The organism is Micromonospora sp. NPDC003197 (assembly GCF_053590565.1).
Genome location: NZ_JBSFTE010000017.1, coordinates 145,118 through 162,181 on the forward strand (window position 1 = coordinate 145,118; position 17,064 = coordinate 162,181).

Annotated in this window: 16 protein-coding genes; 9 read left to right on the plus strand and 7 right to left on the minus strand. The window is 69.5% G+C overall.

The features are described 5' to 3' along the window. Positions 1-65 precede the first annotated feature (65 nt). From ACWDV4_RS20045 to ACWDV4_RS20055, 3 genes are all read left to right on the plus strand, one after another. Positions 66-1,040 carry a trypsin-like serine peptidase gene (locus ACWDV4_RS20045; RefSeq protein ID WP_449980977.1) on the plus strand — a complete coding sequence of 325 codons (975 nt, stop codon included), beginning with the start codon at positions 66-68 and terminating at the stop codon, positions 1,038-1,040. A gap of 194 nt (positions 1,041-1,234) precedes the next feature. Next, positions 1,235-2,203 (plus strand): sporulation protein, encoded by a 969-nt coding sequence (locus ACWDV4_RS20050; protein ID WP_449980979.1) that lies wholly within the window; start codon positions 1,235-1,237, stop codon positions 2,201-2,203. Between the two features lie 209 nt (positions 2,204-2,412). Further along, positions 2,413-2,793 (plus strand): hypothetical protein, encoded by a 381-nt coding sequence (locus tag ACWDV4_RS20055; RefSeq protein ID WP_449980981.1) that lies wholly within the window; start codon positions 2,413-2,415, stop codon positions 2,791-2,793. Positions 2,794-2,803: 10 nt separating this feature from the next. Here ACWDV4_RS20055 and ACWDV4_RS20060 read toward each other — a convergent pair whose 3' ends face one another. The 3 genes from ACWDV4_RS20060 to ACWDV4_RS20070 all read right to left on the minus strand — a co-directional run bounded on the left by ACWDV4_RS20060 (position 2,804) and on the right by ACWDV4_RS20070 (position 7,842). Then, on the minus strand, positions 2,804-3,394 hold the full coding sequence (locus ACWDV4_RS20060) for a kinase (RefSeq protein ID WP_449980983.1): 591 nt from the start codon (positions 3,392-3,394) through the stop codon (positions 2,804-2,806). Between the two features lie 9 nt (positions 3,395-3,403). Continuing rightward, on the minus strand, positions 3,404-5,401 hold the full coding sequence (locus tag ACWDV4_RS20065) for an ABC transporter ATP-binding protein (protein WP_449980985.1): 1,998 nt from the start codon (positions 5,399-5,401) through the stop codon (positions 3,404-3,406). A 140-nt stretch (positions 5,402-5,541) separates the two neighbouring features. Continuing rightward, on the minus strand, positions 5,542-7,842 hold the full coding sequence (locus ACWDV4_RS20070) for a HelD family protein (RefSeq protein ID WP_449980987.1): 2,301 nt from the start codon (positions 7,840-7,842) through the stop codon (positions 5,542-5,544). Positions 7,843-8,024: 182 nt separating this feature from the next. Here ACWDV4_RS20070 and ACWDV4_RS20075 point away from each other — a divergent pair, with 182 nt between their 5' ends. Next, positions 8,025-8,660 (plus strand): SGNH/GDSL hydrolase family protein, encoded by a 636-nt coding sequence (locus ACWDV4_RS20075; protein WP_449980989.1) that lies wholly within the window; start codon positions 8,025-8,027, stop codon positions 8,658-8,660. A 47-nt stretch (positions 8,661-8,707) separates the two neighbouring features. Here the strand turns inward: ACWDV4_RS20075 and ACWDV4_RS20080 are convergent, their stop codons facing one another. Further along, positions 8,708-9,865, minus strand: coding sequence for a LolA family protein (locus ACWDV4_RS20080; protein ID WP_449980991.1), 1,158 nt, complete (start codon positions 9,863-9,865; stop codon positions 8,708-8,710). Between the two features lie 94 nt (positions 9,866-9,959). On the opposite strand from ACWDV4_RS20080, the gene ACWDV4_RS20085 reads away from it, so the two are divergent. Together ACWDV4_RS20085 and ACWDV4_RS20090 are read left to right on the plus strand one after the other, a co-directional pair. Beyond that, positions 9,960-10,616, plus strand: coding sequence for a response regulator transcription factor (locus ACWDV4_RS20085; RefSeq protein ID WP_449980993.1), 657 nt, complete (start codon positions 9,960-9,962; stop codon positions 10,614-10,616). Positions 10,617-10,699: 83 nt separating this feature from the next. Next, positions 10,700-12,214, plus strand: a complete 1,515-nt coding sequence (locus tag ACWDV4_RS20090; RefSeq protein ID WP_449980995.1) for an ATP-binding protein — start codon at positions 10,700-10,702, stop codon at positions 12,212-12,214. On the opposite strand, the gene ACWDV4_RS20095 is transcribed toward ACWDV4_RS20090, so the two are convergent. Together ACWDV4_RS20095 and ACWDV4_RS20100 are read right to left on the minus strand one after the other, a co-directional pair. Then, positions 12,142-13,650, minus strand: a complete 1,509-nt coding sequence (locus ACWDV4_RS20095; RefSeq protein ID WP_449980997.1) for a tetratricopeptide repeat protein — start codon at positions 13,648-13,650, stop codon at positions 12,142-12,144. The two genes, ACWDV4_RS20090 and ACWDV4_RS20095, sit on opposite strands and share 73 nt — an antisense overlap. 58 nt (positions 13,651-13,708) lie before the next feature. Then, entirely contained in the window at positions 13,709-14,182 is a 474-nt protein-coding gene (locus ACWDV4_RS20100) for a MarR family winged helix-turn-helix transcriptional regulator (protein ID WP_449980999.1), read from the minus strand. A gap of 48 nt (positions 14,183-14,230) precedes the next feature. Between ACWDV4_RS20100 and ACWDV4_RS20105 the strand changes: the two genes are divergently transcribed. Further along, positions 14,231-14,752, plus strand: a complete 522-nt coding sequence (locus ACWDV4_RS20105; protein ID WP_449981000.1) for a VOC family protein — start codon at positions 14,231-14,233, stop codon at positions 14,750-14,752. A gap of 32 nt (positions 14,753-14,784) precedes the next feature. After that, positions 14,785-15,717 (plus strand): hypothetical protein, encoded by a 933-nt coding sequence (locus tag ACWDV4_RS20110; protein WP_449981002.1) that lies wholly within the window; start codon positions 14,785-14,787, stop codon positions 15,715-15,717. A gap of 11 nt (positions 15,718-15,728) precedes the next feature. Here the strand turns inward: ACWDV4_RS20110 and ACWDV4_RS20115 are convergent, their stop codons facing one another. Next, positions 15,729-15,911 carry a DUF4236 domain-containing protein gene (locus tag ACWDV4_RS20115; RefSeq protein WP_449981004.1) on the minus strand — a complete coding sequence of 61 codons (183 nt, stop codon included), beginning with the start codon at positions 15,909-15,911 and terminating at the stop codon, positions 15,729-15,731. 178 nt (positions 15,912-16,089) lie between these two features. Here ACWDV4_RS20115 and ACWDV4_RS20120 point away from each other — a divergent pair, with 178 nt between their 5' ends. Continuing rightward, positions 16,090-16,866 carry an SDR family NAD(P)-dependent oxidoreductase gene (locus tag ACWDV4_RS20120; RefSeq protein ID WP_449981006.1) on the plus strand — a complete coding sequence of 259 codons (777 nt, stop codon included), beginning with the start codon at positions 16,090-16,092 and terminating at the stop codon, positions 16,864-16,866. The last annotated feature ends 198 nt before the right edge of the window (positions 16,867-17,064 follow it).

Sequence of the window (17,064 nt, forward strand, 5' to 3'; positions counted from 1 at the left end):
CGGCTGTGACTGGAATTCCGCCGTGTCTTTGTCGAGACCGTGCGGAGAAGGGGAGGGAAGACCTGATGGACGTACGAAGAGGAATGGGGCGGGTCGGGCTGCGTAGCCTGGCTGCTGCCCTGCTGCTGTCGACGGCGGCGTTGGCCGGCGTGACGGCGCCGGTCAGCGCCGCGAAGCCGTCGGCCAGTCCAGACGTGCCGACAGCCAGTAACGGGGTCGCCGTCTCGGTCGCAGCCCGCGCCTCGGTGCAGGGAGAGTCCAGCTTCGTCGGCACCGGCAAGGTGCCGTTCCCGAACGCGACCGCGCCGAGCGGCGCGTCCAGCACGGCAATCGGCACCGAGTCGATCTACGGGCCGGACAACCGGATCCAGATCACCCCGGCGACGTCGTTCCCGGCGCGGGCGGTCGTGCAGATCACCCGTAACGGTGCGGCCCACTGCACCGGCTGGCTCTACGGGCCGGACATCGTCGCCACCGCAGGCCACTGCGTACACAGCGGCGGCAGCAGCGGCTCCTGGTACACCGGCCTGACGGTCTGGCCGGGCCGTGACGGCTCGTCCACCCCGTACGGCTCGTGCACCGTTCGGCAGTCGCACTCGGTGACCGGTTGGACGACCGACGGCAACGAGGAGTACGACTACGGTGCGCTCAAGCTGAACTGCACCATCGGCAACACCACCGGCTGGTTCGGATACTGGTGGCAGTCGGCCAGCCTGGCCGGCACCAGCACGCTGATCAACGGTTACCCGGGTGACAAGACCTTCGGTCAGCAATGGCGGGGGGATTCCGTTTCCCGTACGGTCGCAGTAAGTCAGACCAACCAGATCTTCTACACCAACGACACCATCGGTGGAATGAGTGGAAGTGCGGTCTACCAGAACCGTGCATCCGGCAGTTCGTTCTGCACCGGATACTGCTCGATGGCGATTCACGCCTACGGGTTCCCGCACGATGGATACCCGCACGACACCTACAACCACGCCACTCGGATCACCGAGGCGCGGTTCAACAACCTGCAAGCCTGGAAGGCTGCGGCCTGATCGGATGATCGACGGGCGGGTCGGGATTCCCGGCCCGCCCTTTCGCCTGTCCGTACGCTGGTCAACGGCGGCGTCGATGCTTTCAGCCACCTCTCAGCCGCGATCGGTAAGGTCGCCTCAGGTGTGCTGTTCTGTCATGGACACCCACACCGGAGTTTTTTGCGCTACCAGCGCCCGTTACAGGGAGTAACCCGATGGTCTTCAAGAAGATGTTGAGCGCGTTCGGGGTTGGTGGCCCGACCGTGGACACCGTTCTGTCCAACCCGAACACCCGGCCGGGACTGTCCCTCGATGGGCACGTCAACTTGCGCGGCGGCGAGACCGAGGCCCGGATCGAACAGATCAGCCTGGCGTTGGTGACCCAGGTCGAGATCGAGGGCGGTGGCAGCGAGTACACCGGAGTGATGGAGTTCCATCGGATGCAGGTGGCCGGTGCGATGCAGTTGGCCCCGGGGCAGCAGATGTCCATCCCGTTCCAGTTGCCGGTGCCCTGGGAGACCCCGATCACCGACGTCTACGGCCAGCGCCTTCGCGGCATGACCATGGGCCTGCGTACCGAGCTGGCGGTGGCCCGGGCGGTGGACAAGAGCGACCTCGACCTGGTCTCCGTGCACCCGCTGCCGGTGCACGAGAAGATCCTGGAGGCATTCTCCCGGCTCGGCTTCCAGTTCAAGAAGGCCGACGTGGAGCGCGGGCACATCCGGGGCGTACGGCAGACGCTGCCCTTCTACCAGGAGATCGAGTTCTTCGCCGCGCCGCAGTACGCGCATGCGATCAAGGAGCTTGAACTCACCTTCATCACCAACCCGCACAGCGTCGACGTGGTCATCGAGTGCGACCGGCGGGGCGGGATGTTCGGCGGCAGCCACGACACCTTCGGCCGGTACGTCGTCGAGCACGCCAACGTCGACCAGGTCGACTGGACCCGGTTGGTCGAGGGCTGGATCAGCCAGATGGTCAGCCACTACGGCAGCCAGTTCCACCCCGGTGGTCCGGCCTTCCACGGCCACTCGGGACACCGGGGCGGGCATGGCCGGGGCTCGGGCATGGGCGGCGTGGTCGCCGGTGCCGCGCTCGGTCTGGCCGGCGGCATGATCGCCGGGGAGATCATGGACGACATGTTCGACGGTGGCGACGACGACGGGGGCGACTTCGGCGAGTAGCCGGTGCGCCATCAACCGGCCGTTCGGCCGAGGGGATCGGATCGCCCGACCGCCCTCGGCCGAACGCATTCTGCCGATCATCGATTGGGAGGACGCGCATTGATCAGGTACGACCGGGGAGGAACACCCCGGAGCGGGACGTCGGGCCGCGTTTAGGCGATCCATCCGTGGGGAGGCAGCGGGAACGACGACCCGGCGAGGTGGTGGACGTGCGCGAGAACGACGAGAAACGCGAATCGAGGCGTCGAGCCGCAGAACGGCTCGGCGGTGGTGACAGCGACTACGCCCCGGGCGCGGCGGCCGAGGTGACCCTGCCGGCCACCGACGAGTGGCGGGAGGTGCAGGACCACGAGGAGGAGGACATCGCGGACGCGGCGGTCGGGCCGGAGGTCCTCCGCGACGGTGGGCCGACCCGGAATCGCGGCGTGGTCACCACCACCGGCGGCACCGCCGGGCCGGCCAGCGTCCGGCGACGTCCTCGACCTCCGGGCGGCGATGTCGCACCCACCACCACCGGGGACGCGACCACCGGCGGTCTGGGCACCCCGACGGGCGGGGCCACCAGCGACCAGTCCACCCACACCAACTGACCGTCGAGGGTCAGGTCGAGAAGCTCTTCAGCTGTGCGATCGCGGTAGGCGGCAGATGGTCGTCGCGGCTGTTCTGAGGCAGTCCGGCAGCGGCCGAGATGACGGAGATCGTGTCTACCAACGTGCTGGTCTCGTCAATGATCAACTCATCAGGCCAGTCGAGGACATCGCGCGGCGTGTACCACCCGCTCATGTCCTGCGCGCTGAACTCACTGGCCTGAGGACGGGTGGCATGGCGACGTAGGGTCTCGGGCAGGGAGACGTCGAAGTAACAGAAGAGGGACCGTCCGCGATGTCCGTCGCGTAGTGACGTGAGCATGTCGCGGTAACGGCTGGTGTTCATGATGCCCTCACAGACCACGTGGTAGCCGTGGTCGAGTGCGAGTCGTACGGTCTGGGCGATCAGCGCAGGTGCCAGGCCGCCGGGCCGGTCGTGTTCGCGTAGCACGACGCGGCGTAGATAGTCCTGCTCGACAAGGGCACAGCCACGGCCGTGCCGCCGCCGCAGTTCGCGGGCGATGGTGGTCTTGCCTGAGCCGGAGTTGCCGCGAATGCAGACAAGGATGGTGTCTGTGCTGCCGGTGGGAATGACATTGGCCACGAGCGGTCCTCAGGATGCGGTGAGTGGGCGCTGTCGTGGGGTGGTCACCCGGTCGGCGGATGGGGTGACGTCGTATCCGGCGGCTTGCAGGGCGAACAGTTCGGCGTACCGGCCACCAGCGGCGATGAGTTCGTCATGGCTGCCGGCTTCGACCAGCCTGCCGTGATGCAGCACGAAGATCTGGTCGGCATGACGAACGTTGGCCAGTCGGTGCGTGATGAGGATGGTGGTTGCGTGTCCCTGCCGGTCGCGGATGGCCTGGAACAGGGCGTCCTCGGCGCGGGGATCGAGTGCCGAGGATGGCTCGTCCATGATCAGCAGCTCTGCGTCGCGAAGGAAGCCACGGGCAGCGGTGATGCGCTGCCACTGTCCCCCGGAGAGGTCCTGGCCGTTGGCGAAGGTGCGGTCGAGCAGGGTCTCGTACCCGTACGGCAGGTCTTTGATCATGTCGTGGGCGACGGCGCGGGCAGCGGCGGCCTCGATTCGGTCCTGGCGAGCCTCACTGTCCACGTCGCCGAGGGCGATGTTCGTCGCCGCGGTGAACGGCCATTTGTGGTATTCCTGGGTGATCACCGCGATGCGCGACTGTAACGCGTTGACGTCCCAGTGCGGCAAGGGCTGGCCGTTCCAGCAGATGGTGCCTGCGGTCGGGGCACGAAGAGTGGCGATCATCGCCGCGAGGGTGGACTTGCCAGAACCATTTTCCCCGACGAACGCGACCGTCTGCCCGGCCGTGATGGTCAGGGTCACGCCATCGACCGCCGGAGTGTCCCGGTCGGGGTAGTTCAGGCTGACATCGTGGACCGTCAACTCGGACAGCTTGCCGGGCGCGGCGGGCCCGGTCCCGCCGTTGCCGGTAGGTGGCTCGGGTAGATGGGCGGTGGCGCGGGCCATGAAGCCGGTGTAGTCACCGAAGTGCTGCCCTTCGGTGTAGACGCCGTCGACCTGGAAGGTGAGGTTGGACAGGGAGCGTTGTGCGGACTGTACCGCGACCACGCAGGTCGCCGCGGCGGCGAGCGGGATCTGCCCGTCGATCAGCAGCAGCCCGAGCAGGACGTACACCGCGCCGGTCGCGACACCCCCGATCATCGACCCGACGGTGGTGGTCGTGGTGACCCGGCGGGCGAGGGCGATCTCGATGTTGGTCTCCACCTCCATGACCCGGTCGTACTGGTTGAGTAGGAACTGGCGCAGCCCGTACGAGCGCAGCTCCGGCGCTGATTGCCGTTCGGCCATCAACCGTCGCAACAGCCACAGGCGACGTCGTCGCACCGAGCCGGCGGTGTAGCTCTGATGCTGGATGTGTCCCGCCCGCAGGGACGCCCATGCCTTCGGCAGCGTCGCGACCAGCAAGGCCACCAGCAGCAGCGGGTGGATCACCACGACCGCGATCCCCACCGCGACCAGACCCGCCAGGCTGGCGAGCAGGTTCATCGATGCCGGCACCAGCGAGATGGCCGAGTCCGTGCCCCGGGTGGCCCGTTCCATGTCGTCGGCGAACGCGTCCTCGTCGAATGCCCCCAGCCGTACCGCCGTGGTCACCTCGAACAGTCGCCGTTCCACCACCTGGCTCACCCGGGGGGTCAGGCCGTTCAGGGCGTACCCGGTGGCGATCCCCATCCCCGCACGTAGCGCGGTCGCCCCGGCCAGCACGGCGAGCGCGGGCAAGGCCGCGACCACCTTGTCCGCGGTCGGCCCGCCTGCGAACAGCTCCATCAGGACCCGCTGGGTCGCCAACAGCCCGAAGGCCGCCATCACGCCGGCACCGATGGTCGTACCGGCGACGACGGAGGTGCGGACCCGGTCCGCCCGCCAGCTGGTCGCGACGGCCTGAGCGACCAGTCGGGGCAGTTCGGCGAAGACCGCGAGCAGGCCCACCTCCGACCGCGCCCGCACCCCCGTTTCCCACCACATTGCCCTTAGTTCCGGTAGTACCGACTCCACCCGGTCCGGGGCATGCTGGGCGGCGGGAGTTCCGATTGTTGTCTCGGTGGCGGTGTCGGGCATGGACGTACCTCCGGCGGGCGATCCACTACGTAGCCTGCGGTGCCTGTCTGACCACTTAGGGTAGTCGCCGATGGGGTGCTGGTCACGCCCCAGTGGAAATGGCGTTACCGGAGGGCAGTCCGCTCTGGATAGGGCAGCGGTCAGGCCGTGCGTAGCACGCCGAGCCGTTGGGTCGCCCGGGTCAGTGCCACGTACAGGTCGTTGCGGCCCCGAGTGGACTCCGCGACGATCCGTTCCGGCTCGACCACCAGGACCGTGTCGAACTCCAACCCCTTGGCCTGGGCCACGGTCAGCAGCACCACCGGGTTGATCAGCTCCGGCTGGTCGCCCACCGTCGCCTCGGGCAACGCGGCCGTGACGGCCCCACCCCACTCGTCGATCCGGCTGCCGGACACGATCACGCCGACCCGGCCCTCGCCCACCTCGACCGCAGCGCGGCGGACCTCCGCGACGAGCCGGTCGGCCAGTTCGGCCGGTGGCACCGACACATCCCAGGGCGGGACGCCGGTCTCCCGTACCGGGTGGGGCGGGGTGAGTGTCGGATCGATCTCCGCCAGCACCTCGGCCGCCACCGCCATGATCTCGGCGGGCGTACGGTAGCTGACCGTCAACTCCTCCAGCCGCCAGCGATCCGCCACGTACGGCTCCAGCGTCTGCTGCCAGGACGACGTGCCAGCCAGCGCCCCGGTCTGCGCCACGTCGCCGACCAGGGTCATCGACCGGCTGGGACAACGACGCATCAGCTGCCGCCAGGCCATCGGCGACAGCTCCTGCGCCTCGTCCACGATGATGTGCCCGAAGGCCCACTTCCGGTCGGCGGCCGCCCGCTGGGCCGTGGTCAGCCGCTCCCCGTCCTCCTGCCGGTCGGCCAGCCGGTCGGCCCCGAGCAGGTCGGTGACCGAGAGGATCTCGCCCTCCTCCTCGTCCTCCAGGTCGATCGAGCGGGAACCCAACGCGATGTCCAGCACGCCCTCGGCGTACTCGATCTGCTGCTGGCGGGTCCGCGCGGCCCGCGTCCGGGTTCCCCGGTCGTCCTCGCCCAGCAGTTCGGCCGCCTCGTCGAGCAGCGGTACGTCGGCCGGCGTCCACCCGCCCCTCGGTTCGCGGCGCAGCAGTTCGCGTTCCGCCTCGGTCAGCTCCGGGGCGGCGGTCGCCAGTCGATCCTCCGAGGCATAGAGGCCGGCCAGCAGCTGCTGCGGGGTGAGGATCGGCCACAGCCAGTCCAGGGTGGCCAGCACCTCCGGTTCCTGCCGTAGCTCCCGGCGGATCTCCGCGACGTCCGCCTCGTCGAGCAGGTTCTCCCCGCCGAGCGGGTCGGCGCCGATCCGCTCGGCGACCTGCCGGGCCAACTCGTGGATGATCTCGACCTCGAACAGCGGCCGGGCCAGGTTGTGCGGCTTGCCCGAGCGCCGGGCCCGGTCCCGGGCCTCGGCGCAGGTCTGCGGGTCGAGCACCAGGGTGTCCCGCTCGACCACGACCTCCACCGGCTCGTCGGGGACCCGCTGGCGGTCGCGTACCGCCGCGGCCAGTACCTCGACCATCTCCGGGCGGCCCTTGATCTCGGCGGTCTCGGCCGGTTCGGCCCGCCGGGCGGTCACCCCGGGATAGAGGTCCCCGAGGGTGGACAGCAGCACACCGGTCTCGGCGAGGGCGGGCAGCACCTGGGAGATGTAGCGCAGGAACGTGTCGTTCGGTCCGACCAGCAGCACGCCCCGGGTGGAGAGCAGTTGGCGGTGGGTGTAGAGCAGATACGCCGCGCGGTGCAGCGCGACCGCCGTCTTGCCGGTGCCCGGCCCACCCTGTACGACCAGCGCGCCGGCCAGGTCCGCCCGGATCACCCGGTCCTGCTCGGCCTGGATGGTCTCCACGATGTCGCTCATCCGGCCGGTACGGCTGGCGTTCAGCGCGGCGAAGAGCGCCGCCTCACCGGTCAGGTCGTCGCGACCGGAGCGCCGAGCCAGGGTCAGGTCCAGCACCTCGTCGTCGAGGCCGATCACCTTCCGTTGCCGGGTGCGGATGTGCCGGCGACGCCGCACCCCCTGCGGTGCGGCGGCGGTGGCGAGGTAGAAGGGGCGGGCGGCCGGAGCCCGCCAGTCCATCAACAGCGGCGCGTAGTCGTCGCTGTCGTCGAAGATCCCGATCCGGCCGATGTAGTGCCGCTCGTCATTGTCGAGGTCGAGCCGACCGAAGCAGAGGCCACTCTCCACGGCACCGAACTGTTCGACCTGCTCGGTGTACATGCCCACGGTGCTTTCCCGCTGGGACCGCTCCTGCTGTGTGCCGCCGGTGTTGCGCAGCGCCTCGGACAGCCGGTTTGCCGCCTGCTCGCGCAGGTCGTCGAGGCGACGGTAGAGCAGCGAGACGTGTTCCTGCTCGACACCGATCTCGTCGATCTGCTCATCGAGGCGCGGCCCGGTCGAGTGGCCGGAGTAGCTTGACAAGCTTTCTCCCTATCAAATAAAATTCCCGCGAGAACGGCATTCTTTGCCGTTCTTTTTGTGTTTAGCAACGACGAAGAATAGCGCGTTCCGCACCGCCCGGCCAAGACTGCGTGCAGCGTGTGCGCTGGTCATTCAAGCGGTGGCGAGCGCGCGCGATGGCGACGGGTCAGGGGAGTAGCGGCATGATCTTTTCGGCTGGGCAGCGCATCGTCTTCGTCGGCGACAGCATCACCGACTGCGGTCGCCGCGACCGGGCCGCCCCGCACGGCGACGGCTACGTCAACCTCACCCGGGCGATGGTCACCGCGACCTATCCCGAACTGGGGCTGACCTGGGTCAACCGAGGCGTCAGCGGAGACACCGTACGCGACCTGGTGACCCGTTGGGATCGGGACGTGCTCGCCGAACGGCCGGACTGGCTGGTGGTGAAGATCGGCATCAACGACGTCTGGCGGTTCTTCGGCGACCAGCCCGACCAGGGCGTGCCGATCGAGGAATACGAGTCGACCCTGCGGGACCTGCTGAGCCGGGCCGTCAAGACCACCGGCTGCCGACTGATCCTCATCGACCCGTACCTGATCGAGCCTGATCGAGGCGAGCCGCAGCGCGCCCAGACCGACGACTACCTGCGGATGGTCCACGCCCTGGCCGCCGAGTTCGACGCGGTGCACGTACCGACCCAGGCCGCCTTCGACCGGGTGCTGGCCACCACGTCGGCCGGGCAGTGGGCGCATGATCGAATCCACCCCAACCTGCCCGGCCACGCGGTCATCGCGCAGGCGCTCCTGGCCGCGATCGGTTGGCGCCTACCGTCCTGAGCGCCCGCGTCTCCGCCGCTGGCGCCGGACGAACTCTTGCCGGAACCTCACCGCCGGAGGGCGGCCACCTCGTACAGCCGCTCGGGGCGAACCGCGCCGACCAGGATCCGACCGTCGTCGGTGAGCAGAGCACTGAACAGCTTGCCGGTCAGCAGACGTCCGCTACCCCAGGCACCGTCGACCTTGGGCAACCGGTCGAGCAGCCCCGCGAACCGCTCCGCCGGCTCGGCCCCAGCGGTTGACTGTGCGGTACGGGCGACGAGGACCGTGGTCCACCCCGTGCCCTCGGTCTGCCACTGCGTCCCCGACCCGTCAGCATGCTGCGGGCCGCGCCCCGGTCCGGTCGGCACCTCGGCGTCACGCCCCGGCCCCGCTGGCCCCTGGGCGTCGCGCCCCGGCAGCCCGGACTCCTCGGTCACCTGGGTGCCCGGCGGCGGGTTGAAGACGAACTGCGCCGGGTCGGGCCGGTCGAAGCTGACCTGGGTAAAGGCCATCTCGAAGGCCGGCTGGTCGGTCCCCTCGGCGAAGACCTCGAAGCGCAACGGTACGTACTCCTGTGCGTCGATCGCGATCCGGACCTGGCTGACCAGCGACGCGTCGTCCCGGGGGGAGAGCACCAGTTCGTAGGCGTTCCGGCCGGCGATCTTCGCGGACCGGCCCACGGTCACCTCGGTGCTCGGGTCGACCGCTGCCAGTACCCGGTCGGCGGCCTCCTGTGGAGTCGCCGGCAGGCCGTCCGGGTGCAGGGGTCGATCCGTCGGCTGGCCGGTCTGGCTGCTCGGCAGCCTCCGATGCGTCGCCGAATTGGTACGGCTGTTCCAGAACCACAGATCGTCGCCGTTACGGATCACGTCACTCTCGCCGAGCGTGCCGAGCAGGGCGACCCGGGCCTGGTCCGGCCCGGCGTACCAGACGCGGAGCGTGTGGGTGCCGGAGACCAGCGAGGTCAGGTCGCTGCTGCCCTGGCCAGCCGAAACCGGTAGGCCCGGCAGGCCCAGGTCGGCGCGCTGCACCACGGTGCCGGACAGCCCGTCCAGCCGTGCGGTTTGTAGGTCGACCAGTAGTTGGGCGGCGCTGCGGGGCGGCAGACTCGGATCGGCGGACGCCGCGAACGTGCCGATCGCGGCACCTCCGCCGATCACCGCCACTGCTGCGGCCGACGGGATCAGCCAGCGGGACACCCGCCGGGAACTGAAGACTGACATGTTGGGCACCTCCGGACTCCATCCTGCCGGTAGTGGCCTGTGACCGGGCTGAGAACCCTTGGGTCGACTCTATGGTGGATGGCACGCTTGGCTCGTGCGACTGCTGGTGGTGGAGGACGAGGTGCGCCTGGCCCGCGCGCTGCAACGCGGTCTCCAGGCGGAGGGGTTCGCGGTCGACGTGGCCGGGGACGGCCCCACCGGGCTGGACCTGGCCCGACATGGCGGGTACGACGCGATGATCCTCGACGTGATGCTGCCCGGCCTCTCCGGTTACCGGGTGGTACGGCAACTGCGTGCCGAGGAACACTGGCTGCCCGTACTCATGCTCTCTGCCAAGGACGGCGAGTACGACCAGGCCGACGGCCTGGACTGCGGGGCCGACGACTACCTCACCAAACCCTTCTCGTACGTGGTGCTGCTGGCCCGGTTGCGCGCACTGCTCCGGCGGGGGGCACCGCAACGTCCAGCGGTACTCACCGTCGGTGAACTCAGCCTCGATCCGGCCGAACGACGGGTGGTCTCCGACGGCACCGAGGTCAGCCTCACCGCCCGGGAGTACGCCCTGCTGGAATACCTGATCCGCCGGGCCGGGGCAGTGGTCTCCAAGACCGAACTACTCGACCACGTCTGGGACGCCAGCATGGACACCGCGCCGAACGCGGTCGAGGTCTACATCGGCTACCTGCGCCGCAAGATCGGCCGGCACCGGCTGGAGACCGTGCGGGGTGCCGGCTACCGGCTCGCGACATGACCCGCTGGTTAGGAAGGGGCCCTTCCTATGCAAAAAGCGCTAGGAAGGGCCCCTTCCTAACGAAGAGCCTCCGTGCCCGGCTCATGATCCTCACCGTGGTGGGACTGACTGTCGGGCTGGCAGCCGGCGGGGCAGTGTTGATCGGCGCGCTGGGCTACGCCCTGCAACGCACCGTGGACACCGAAGCGTTCAAGACCGGCGACGCGGTGGCGCGACTGGCCAGCGCGAACGCCCTGCCCGATCCGCTACCGGTGGCGGGCGGTGACGTACGCGTCCAGGTGGTCGACGACCAGAACCGGATTCGGGCTGCCTCGATCGACGCCGACCGGCTGGTGCCGATGCTCAACCCGACAGAGTTGTCCCGGGTACGCGACCGGGGCGGACTCTTCCTGCCCGGTCAGCGCGTCGGGATGAACGGTCCGGTACGGCTGGTCGCCGTGCCCGCCGGCCCGCCGGACGACCCGCAGACCGTGCTGGTGGCCAAGTCGATGGCGGACGTCAAGCACAGCGTGCACATGGTCCGGATCATCCTGCTGATCAGTTTCCCGCTGCTGGTGGCGGCGCTCGCCACGGTGGCGTGGCGGGTCGTCGGGGCGACCCTGCGGCCGGTCGAGGCGCTGCGGACCGGGGCGGAGGAGATTACCGGCAGTGCCCGGGGCGGCCGGTTGCCGGTTCCGGCTTCCCGGGACGAGATCCACCGGCTGGCGGTGACTCTCAACGGCATGCTGGACCGGCTGGAGTCGGCCCGTACCCGGCAGCGGGCCTTCGTCGCTGACGCCGCCCACGAACTGCGCAGCCCGCTGGCGAACATGCGGACCCAGCTGGAGGTCGCCCAGCGGCTCGGTACGCGTACCGACTGGCCGGCGGTGACCGAGGACCTGCTCGTCGACACCGTGCGGCTGAGTCGCCTCGTCGACGATCTGCTGCTGCTCGCCCGCGCGGACGACGCCGGTTCCGGGCACCGGGTCGCGAGCGGGCCGGTCGAGTTGGGCGAGTTGCTGGTCGCGGTCGCCGACCGCTACCCCTCGCCGCCGGTGAAGGTGGTGCCGCCGAGCGATCCGTTGTGGACGGTAGGAGAGCGCGACGCGGTGGACCGGGTGGTGGCGAACCTGCTGGACAACGCGGTACGCCATGCCCGTGACAAGGTGACGCTGCACGCTACCGATGCGGGACGGGGTGATTCGACGTACCACGTGGTGACCGTGATCGACGATGGACCGGGCATCCCGGCCGCAGACCGGGAGCGGGTCTTCGACCGGTTCACCCGCCTGGACGACGCGCGGGCGCGGGACGCCGGCGGCTCCGGCCTCGGCCTCGCCATCGTGCGGGATCTGGTCCGCCGCCAGGGGGGCACGGTGGAGCTGTCGGACGCCCGTCCCGGCCTGCGCGTCCAGGTACGGCTGCCGGCCCATCCGGCACCGATCGAAACCGGCCGGCAGTCGGCGAGTGAGATGGGCCGACAGTCGGCAAGCGAGATGGGCCACTCGCTGTCAGGCGGGCCGCCTCAGAGTACGGGCGGGGCAGGTCAGCTGGTGGGCGAGCCAACCGACCGGGTGGTGCAGACCGGCTCGGACCGAGCCACCACGTCCACCGAGTAGACGATGGCGATGGTGAAGCAGTAGTTGTTGCTCCGACTCAGGTTGGGGACGGTGTAGCTGGTGCGGCCGGCCGGCAGTTCCTTGAACGCCCGGGCTTCCTGACCGGCCCGGCCACCGGACACGATCACCGGCCCCTCGCTACCTGCTGGATAGACCCAGCTCAGTGAGACGTTGTCCCGGTTGTCCCGCAGTGCCACGCCGCTGGGCGGGGCGGCTGATGGGTCGGTGGCTCCCGGCCCGGGGGGAGGGGTGGTGGCCGCCGGGCCGGTTGACTCCGGCTCCGCGTCGTCGACCAGGGTGAAGCCCGCGATGACGGCCGCCGTGCCGAGCAGTACGACCGTCAGGCCGGCGAGGACGATCGACAGTCTCCGACGCGATGGCTGCTGCGGGGGAGGCGGGATCGGCACCGGCACCGGCAGGGTCGTCCGGCGAACCTCCGGCAGGTTACGCACCCGGTATACCCCGTCGGACTCGATTCTGCTGCCACTATCCGGCGCCGGTGAGTGGTCGCCCGCAGAATCCCCGCCCACCAGCGGCGGTACGGTCGCCGGAGCTGCACCAACCAGCGGCGGTACGGCCGGCGGCAGCGCGGGCTCGGCCGGTTCGTATTCGACCGCAGAATCGGCCGTAGAGTCGGCCCAACCCGCCGGAGGGGCGTAACCCGGCTCGTCTACCGGCCAATCGGCTGCTGCGTCGAGGGAGACCCGAGGGGCGGGGACGGTTGCCGCAGGCGCGGGTTCGGCGCAGACATGATCCGGGTTGGCGGCCGCTCTGGCCAGCGCGGCTACCTGGATCGCGAGCGGGTGGTCAGCCGGCAGATTGGTACGGCACAACTCCCGGGCCAGGGCGAGGTGCTCGTGCGCCTCGGTGAAGTGCCCGCAATCCCGCTGCATGGCACCGAGCCGGGCCAGCATCTTGATTCCACTGAGGTGAGCGTCGCCGTACACCTCACGGTGCATCTCCCACGCGTCCGCCATCCGCTCCCGGGCCACCTCACACTCGCCCTGGGCGTACTCGACGGTGGCCAGGTCGGCGTGTGCGGCGAGGACCCGGAGTGATTCGGGGCCGTCGGTCGCGGTCAGCTCGATGATCACGTCCTGGTAGAGGCGGGCTGCCCGTGCGTAGTTGCCGACCCGGTGAAGTACGGCAGCGAGGGTGGCCGCCGCGGCAACGGTCCGTTGATCGGTGGGGCTGTACAGCCGGGTGGCCGCCGCGTACGCGAAGGCAGCCCAGCCTCTGGCCGAGTGCGGTTCGCCGAGGGTTACCAACACCCTGGCCTGGAGGCTGGCCGCCTCAGCCAGGTCGGGGGAGGCGTGACCGGGCCGGGGGTCGGCATTGCTCAGCACGTCACCGAGCAGCTCCTGGGCGCCAGCCAGGTCGCCCGCCGCTACGAGGTCGTGCGCCTGGGCGAGGAGGTCGTCGAGGCCGGAAGACACGCCTCATCGTGCGTGCCCGGCGACGGTCAGTACAAGGGGACGTTGAGTCGCGATTTAGTCATGATGTCGGTCGATCAGCGGCGAAATGGTTCATCAATGTCTCGCTGATCTGCCGGAGTTGGTCGACCTGAGCGGGGCTGAGCTGGTCGAACAGGTGTCGACGGACTCCCTCGACGTGGCCGGGCGCGGCGGCGGCGAGTATCTCGTAACCCTGGTCGGTGAGTACGGCGAACGCGCCCCGGCGGTCGCTGGGGCAGCTCTCGCGTCGGACCCAGCCCGCCTCCTCCAAGCGGGTGATGGCGTGCGAGAGCCGGCTCCGGGAGGAGTTGGTCGCCTCGGCGAGGTCGCTCATCCGCAGCTGCCGGTCGGTGCTTTCGGAGAGCCGGACCAGGATCTCGTAGTAGGCGTGCGGCATTCCCGCGTCTCGTTGCAGCTCGCGGTCGAGGTGTTCCATCAGGGCCCGGGAGGCGGCCAGGAACGCCCGCCAGGTGCGTTGTTCGTCGACATCGAGCCAGCGCGTCATGTCCGCCATCATAACCAGGTAGTTGAACGTTCAATTATCTGCGCTACCGTAGTGGACATGGGTATTCACCGCCTCAACCACGCCGTGCTCTTTGTCCGCGATCTTGCCCGGAGCGTCGCCTTCTACCGGGACGTCCTGGGCTTCCGGCTGATCCCGATGACGCCGGACCACTTCACCGGTGCCGCCTTCCTCCAGGCGCCCGACTCGACCAACGACCACGACCTTGGTCTGTTCGAACTCGGTGCCGCCGCCGGCCCGTCCGGGGCCGGCCGGACCAGCGTCGGCCTCTACCACCTTGCCTGGGAGGTCGACACCCTCGACGATCTGGCGGCGCTGGCCGATCGCCTGGCCGAGGCCGGCGCGCTCTCCGGTAGCTCGGACCACGGCACTACCAAGAGTCTCTACGGTCACGACCCGGACGGTCTGGAGTTCGAGATCGTCTGGCTGGTCCCGGCCGACCAACTCGACGAGCAGGCGCTCGCCTCCCGCAAACGGATCGGTCGGCTCGACCTGGCCCGGGAGAAGCAGCGCTACGGCGGCCAGACCCGAGGCGGCGTCGGTATCTCCCGGCTGGTGTGACAGCCGGAGTCGCCCCAGGGTAGAACCACTGCATGTCCGTAGAAGCGATCAACACCGTCCCACGCGACCTGCTCGTCCGCTACCTCGAACACTGGGGGCCGACGGCGCTGCGGCGAGCCCGGCGGGCGACGTTCGCTCAGGCGTACGGTGGACCCGACCAGGGCACCGCCGAAGCCACGATCCGGTTCTTCGCCCGGTTCCCCGGGGACCTGCGGCGTTGTTGGCTCACCGTGGTCGCGCTTGCCGCGCCGAATGACGACCTCACGGTACGCGTCGGCGCGGCCCAAGCCGAGCTGCCAGCTGAGGTGGGCGTGCACCTCGTCGCCGGTGGCCACGAACAACTGCCGGCGATCCTGCGGGCAGCTGGTGCGGCCGGTGCACCCGTACTGGCCTATCTGGACGCTGCGGTCGGCGCGGCACCGAGCAGCAGCACGCTCGCGGCCGTGGCCGCCACCGGACGTCCCGGCGAGACGCTGCTCTTACTCGGCCCGCAGGCCCGGGCGAAGCTGGACCATCGTCGGATCCTGACCGACGCCGGCTTTCCTCTGGTGACCGCGGTCGAACTGGTCGGCGTCGGGACCACACGACTGCTCGTCTTCGCCACCTCACTGGGCCGCAGCCTCGACGCGTTCAAGGAGGCCATGTGGGCCATGGACGGGTCCGCCGGAGTGCGCTACCGCGATCCGCGGGATCCGGCGGCGGAGCCGGTGGAGATCTCCCCGGAGCCGCCCGTCGAACCACTGCGCCGGGCGCTGCTGCACCGGCTTGCCGAGGTCGGCCCGTGTTCGGTCACCGAACTACGACAGTTCACCGCAGCGGAGACGATCTACCGAGCGACCGACACGCTCACCGCGCTGACCGGGCTGCTCGACACCGGAGAGATCACCCGCGACCCGCAACCGGGCCGGCTGGCCGGTGACGTGATCATCGCAGCTGGGTCACCGGAGCAGCCGGCCCGGTTGTAACAGGTTCTGCGTCACCGTGCTCGCGACTTGTCCTGCTTCCAGGAGAGCGGTCCGGGCAAATCGACCCGGTGGGCCCGAGCCCGGGAGTTCCAGGACCAGCGGCCCAGCTTCACGCTCCACGAGGAGAAGCCGTTCTCGGTGAAGTTCAGGATCAGCGGACCGAACTTCTTGCGCTTGCGGAACATCAGACCCATGGCTGTGCTCCCTTCATGACTGTCAACCGGGGGTGCTCGGAAAAGTGCCCGGGTCGATGCCTCACCAAACTTCCCGGGCTTGTCGTCGGTCATCGGCGCGGCTAGGTTCGGCCCACCATGGGACTGGCGCCGGCCGGTGTGGTCGGGCCAACGGAGACGATTCCTGGAGAGGTTGGCCATGCCGGGGCTGTTTGCGGTGGAGGGCAAGAAGGTTCTGGTCACGGGAGGTTCGCGCGGCATCGGCCTGATGATCGCGCGGGGTTTCGTCGAAGCCGGCGCGGACGTGATCATCTCGTCGCGGAAGGCGGATGTCTGTGCCGCCGTCGCGAAGGAGTTGTCGGCGGTGGGCAACTGCACCGCCATTGCGGCGGACCTGTCGACGACGGAGGGAGCCGATCATCTCGCCGACGCGGTACGAGCCCACGGGCCCGCGCTCGACGTACTGGTGAACAACGCCGGGGCCACCTGGGGTGCGCCGCTGGAGGCGTATCCGGAGGCCGCGTTCGACAAGCTCTGGGCGGTCAACGTCAAGGCGGTCTTCCGGCTGACCACGGCGCTGTTGCCCGCGTTGCGGGCCGCAGCGGACGCCGAGGACCCGGCTCGGGTGATCAACATCGGTTCCGTCGACGGGATGCGGGTCCCTTCGATGGAGGTTTATGCGTATTCGGCCACCAAAGCGGCAGTCCATATGCTCACCCGCACCCTGGCCCATCAACTCGCACGGGAGCACATCACGGTGAACGCGATCGCGCCCGGACCGTTCGAGAGCAAGATGATGGCCTTCGCGCTGGACGATCCGGCCAGCCGGGCAGCAATCGCGCAACAGGTGCCACTGGGACGAATCGGGTGTTCTGCCGACATGGCCGGTACGGCGATCTACCTGGCGTCTCGGGCTGGCGCCTATCTCACCGGTGCGGTCATCCCGGTCGACGGCGGTATGACCACGCACGGCTGAGCGGCTCACTCGTATGACCACGCACGGCTGAGCGGCTCAGTCGGGTTGGTCCCGACCACGTGACAGCTCGGAACCGAAGCGACCGCTGGCCGACCCGGGTGGGGGGATGGGGAGGGGCGGTGTGTGGGGTAGCAGGGGGATAAGGCCGGGGGTGGCGCGGGGGGCGAGGGCGGGGAGCGGGGGCGGGCGGAGGTGTTT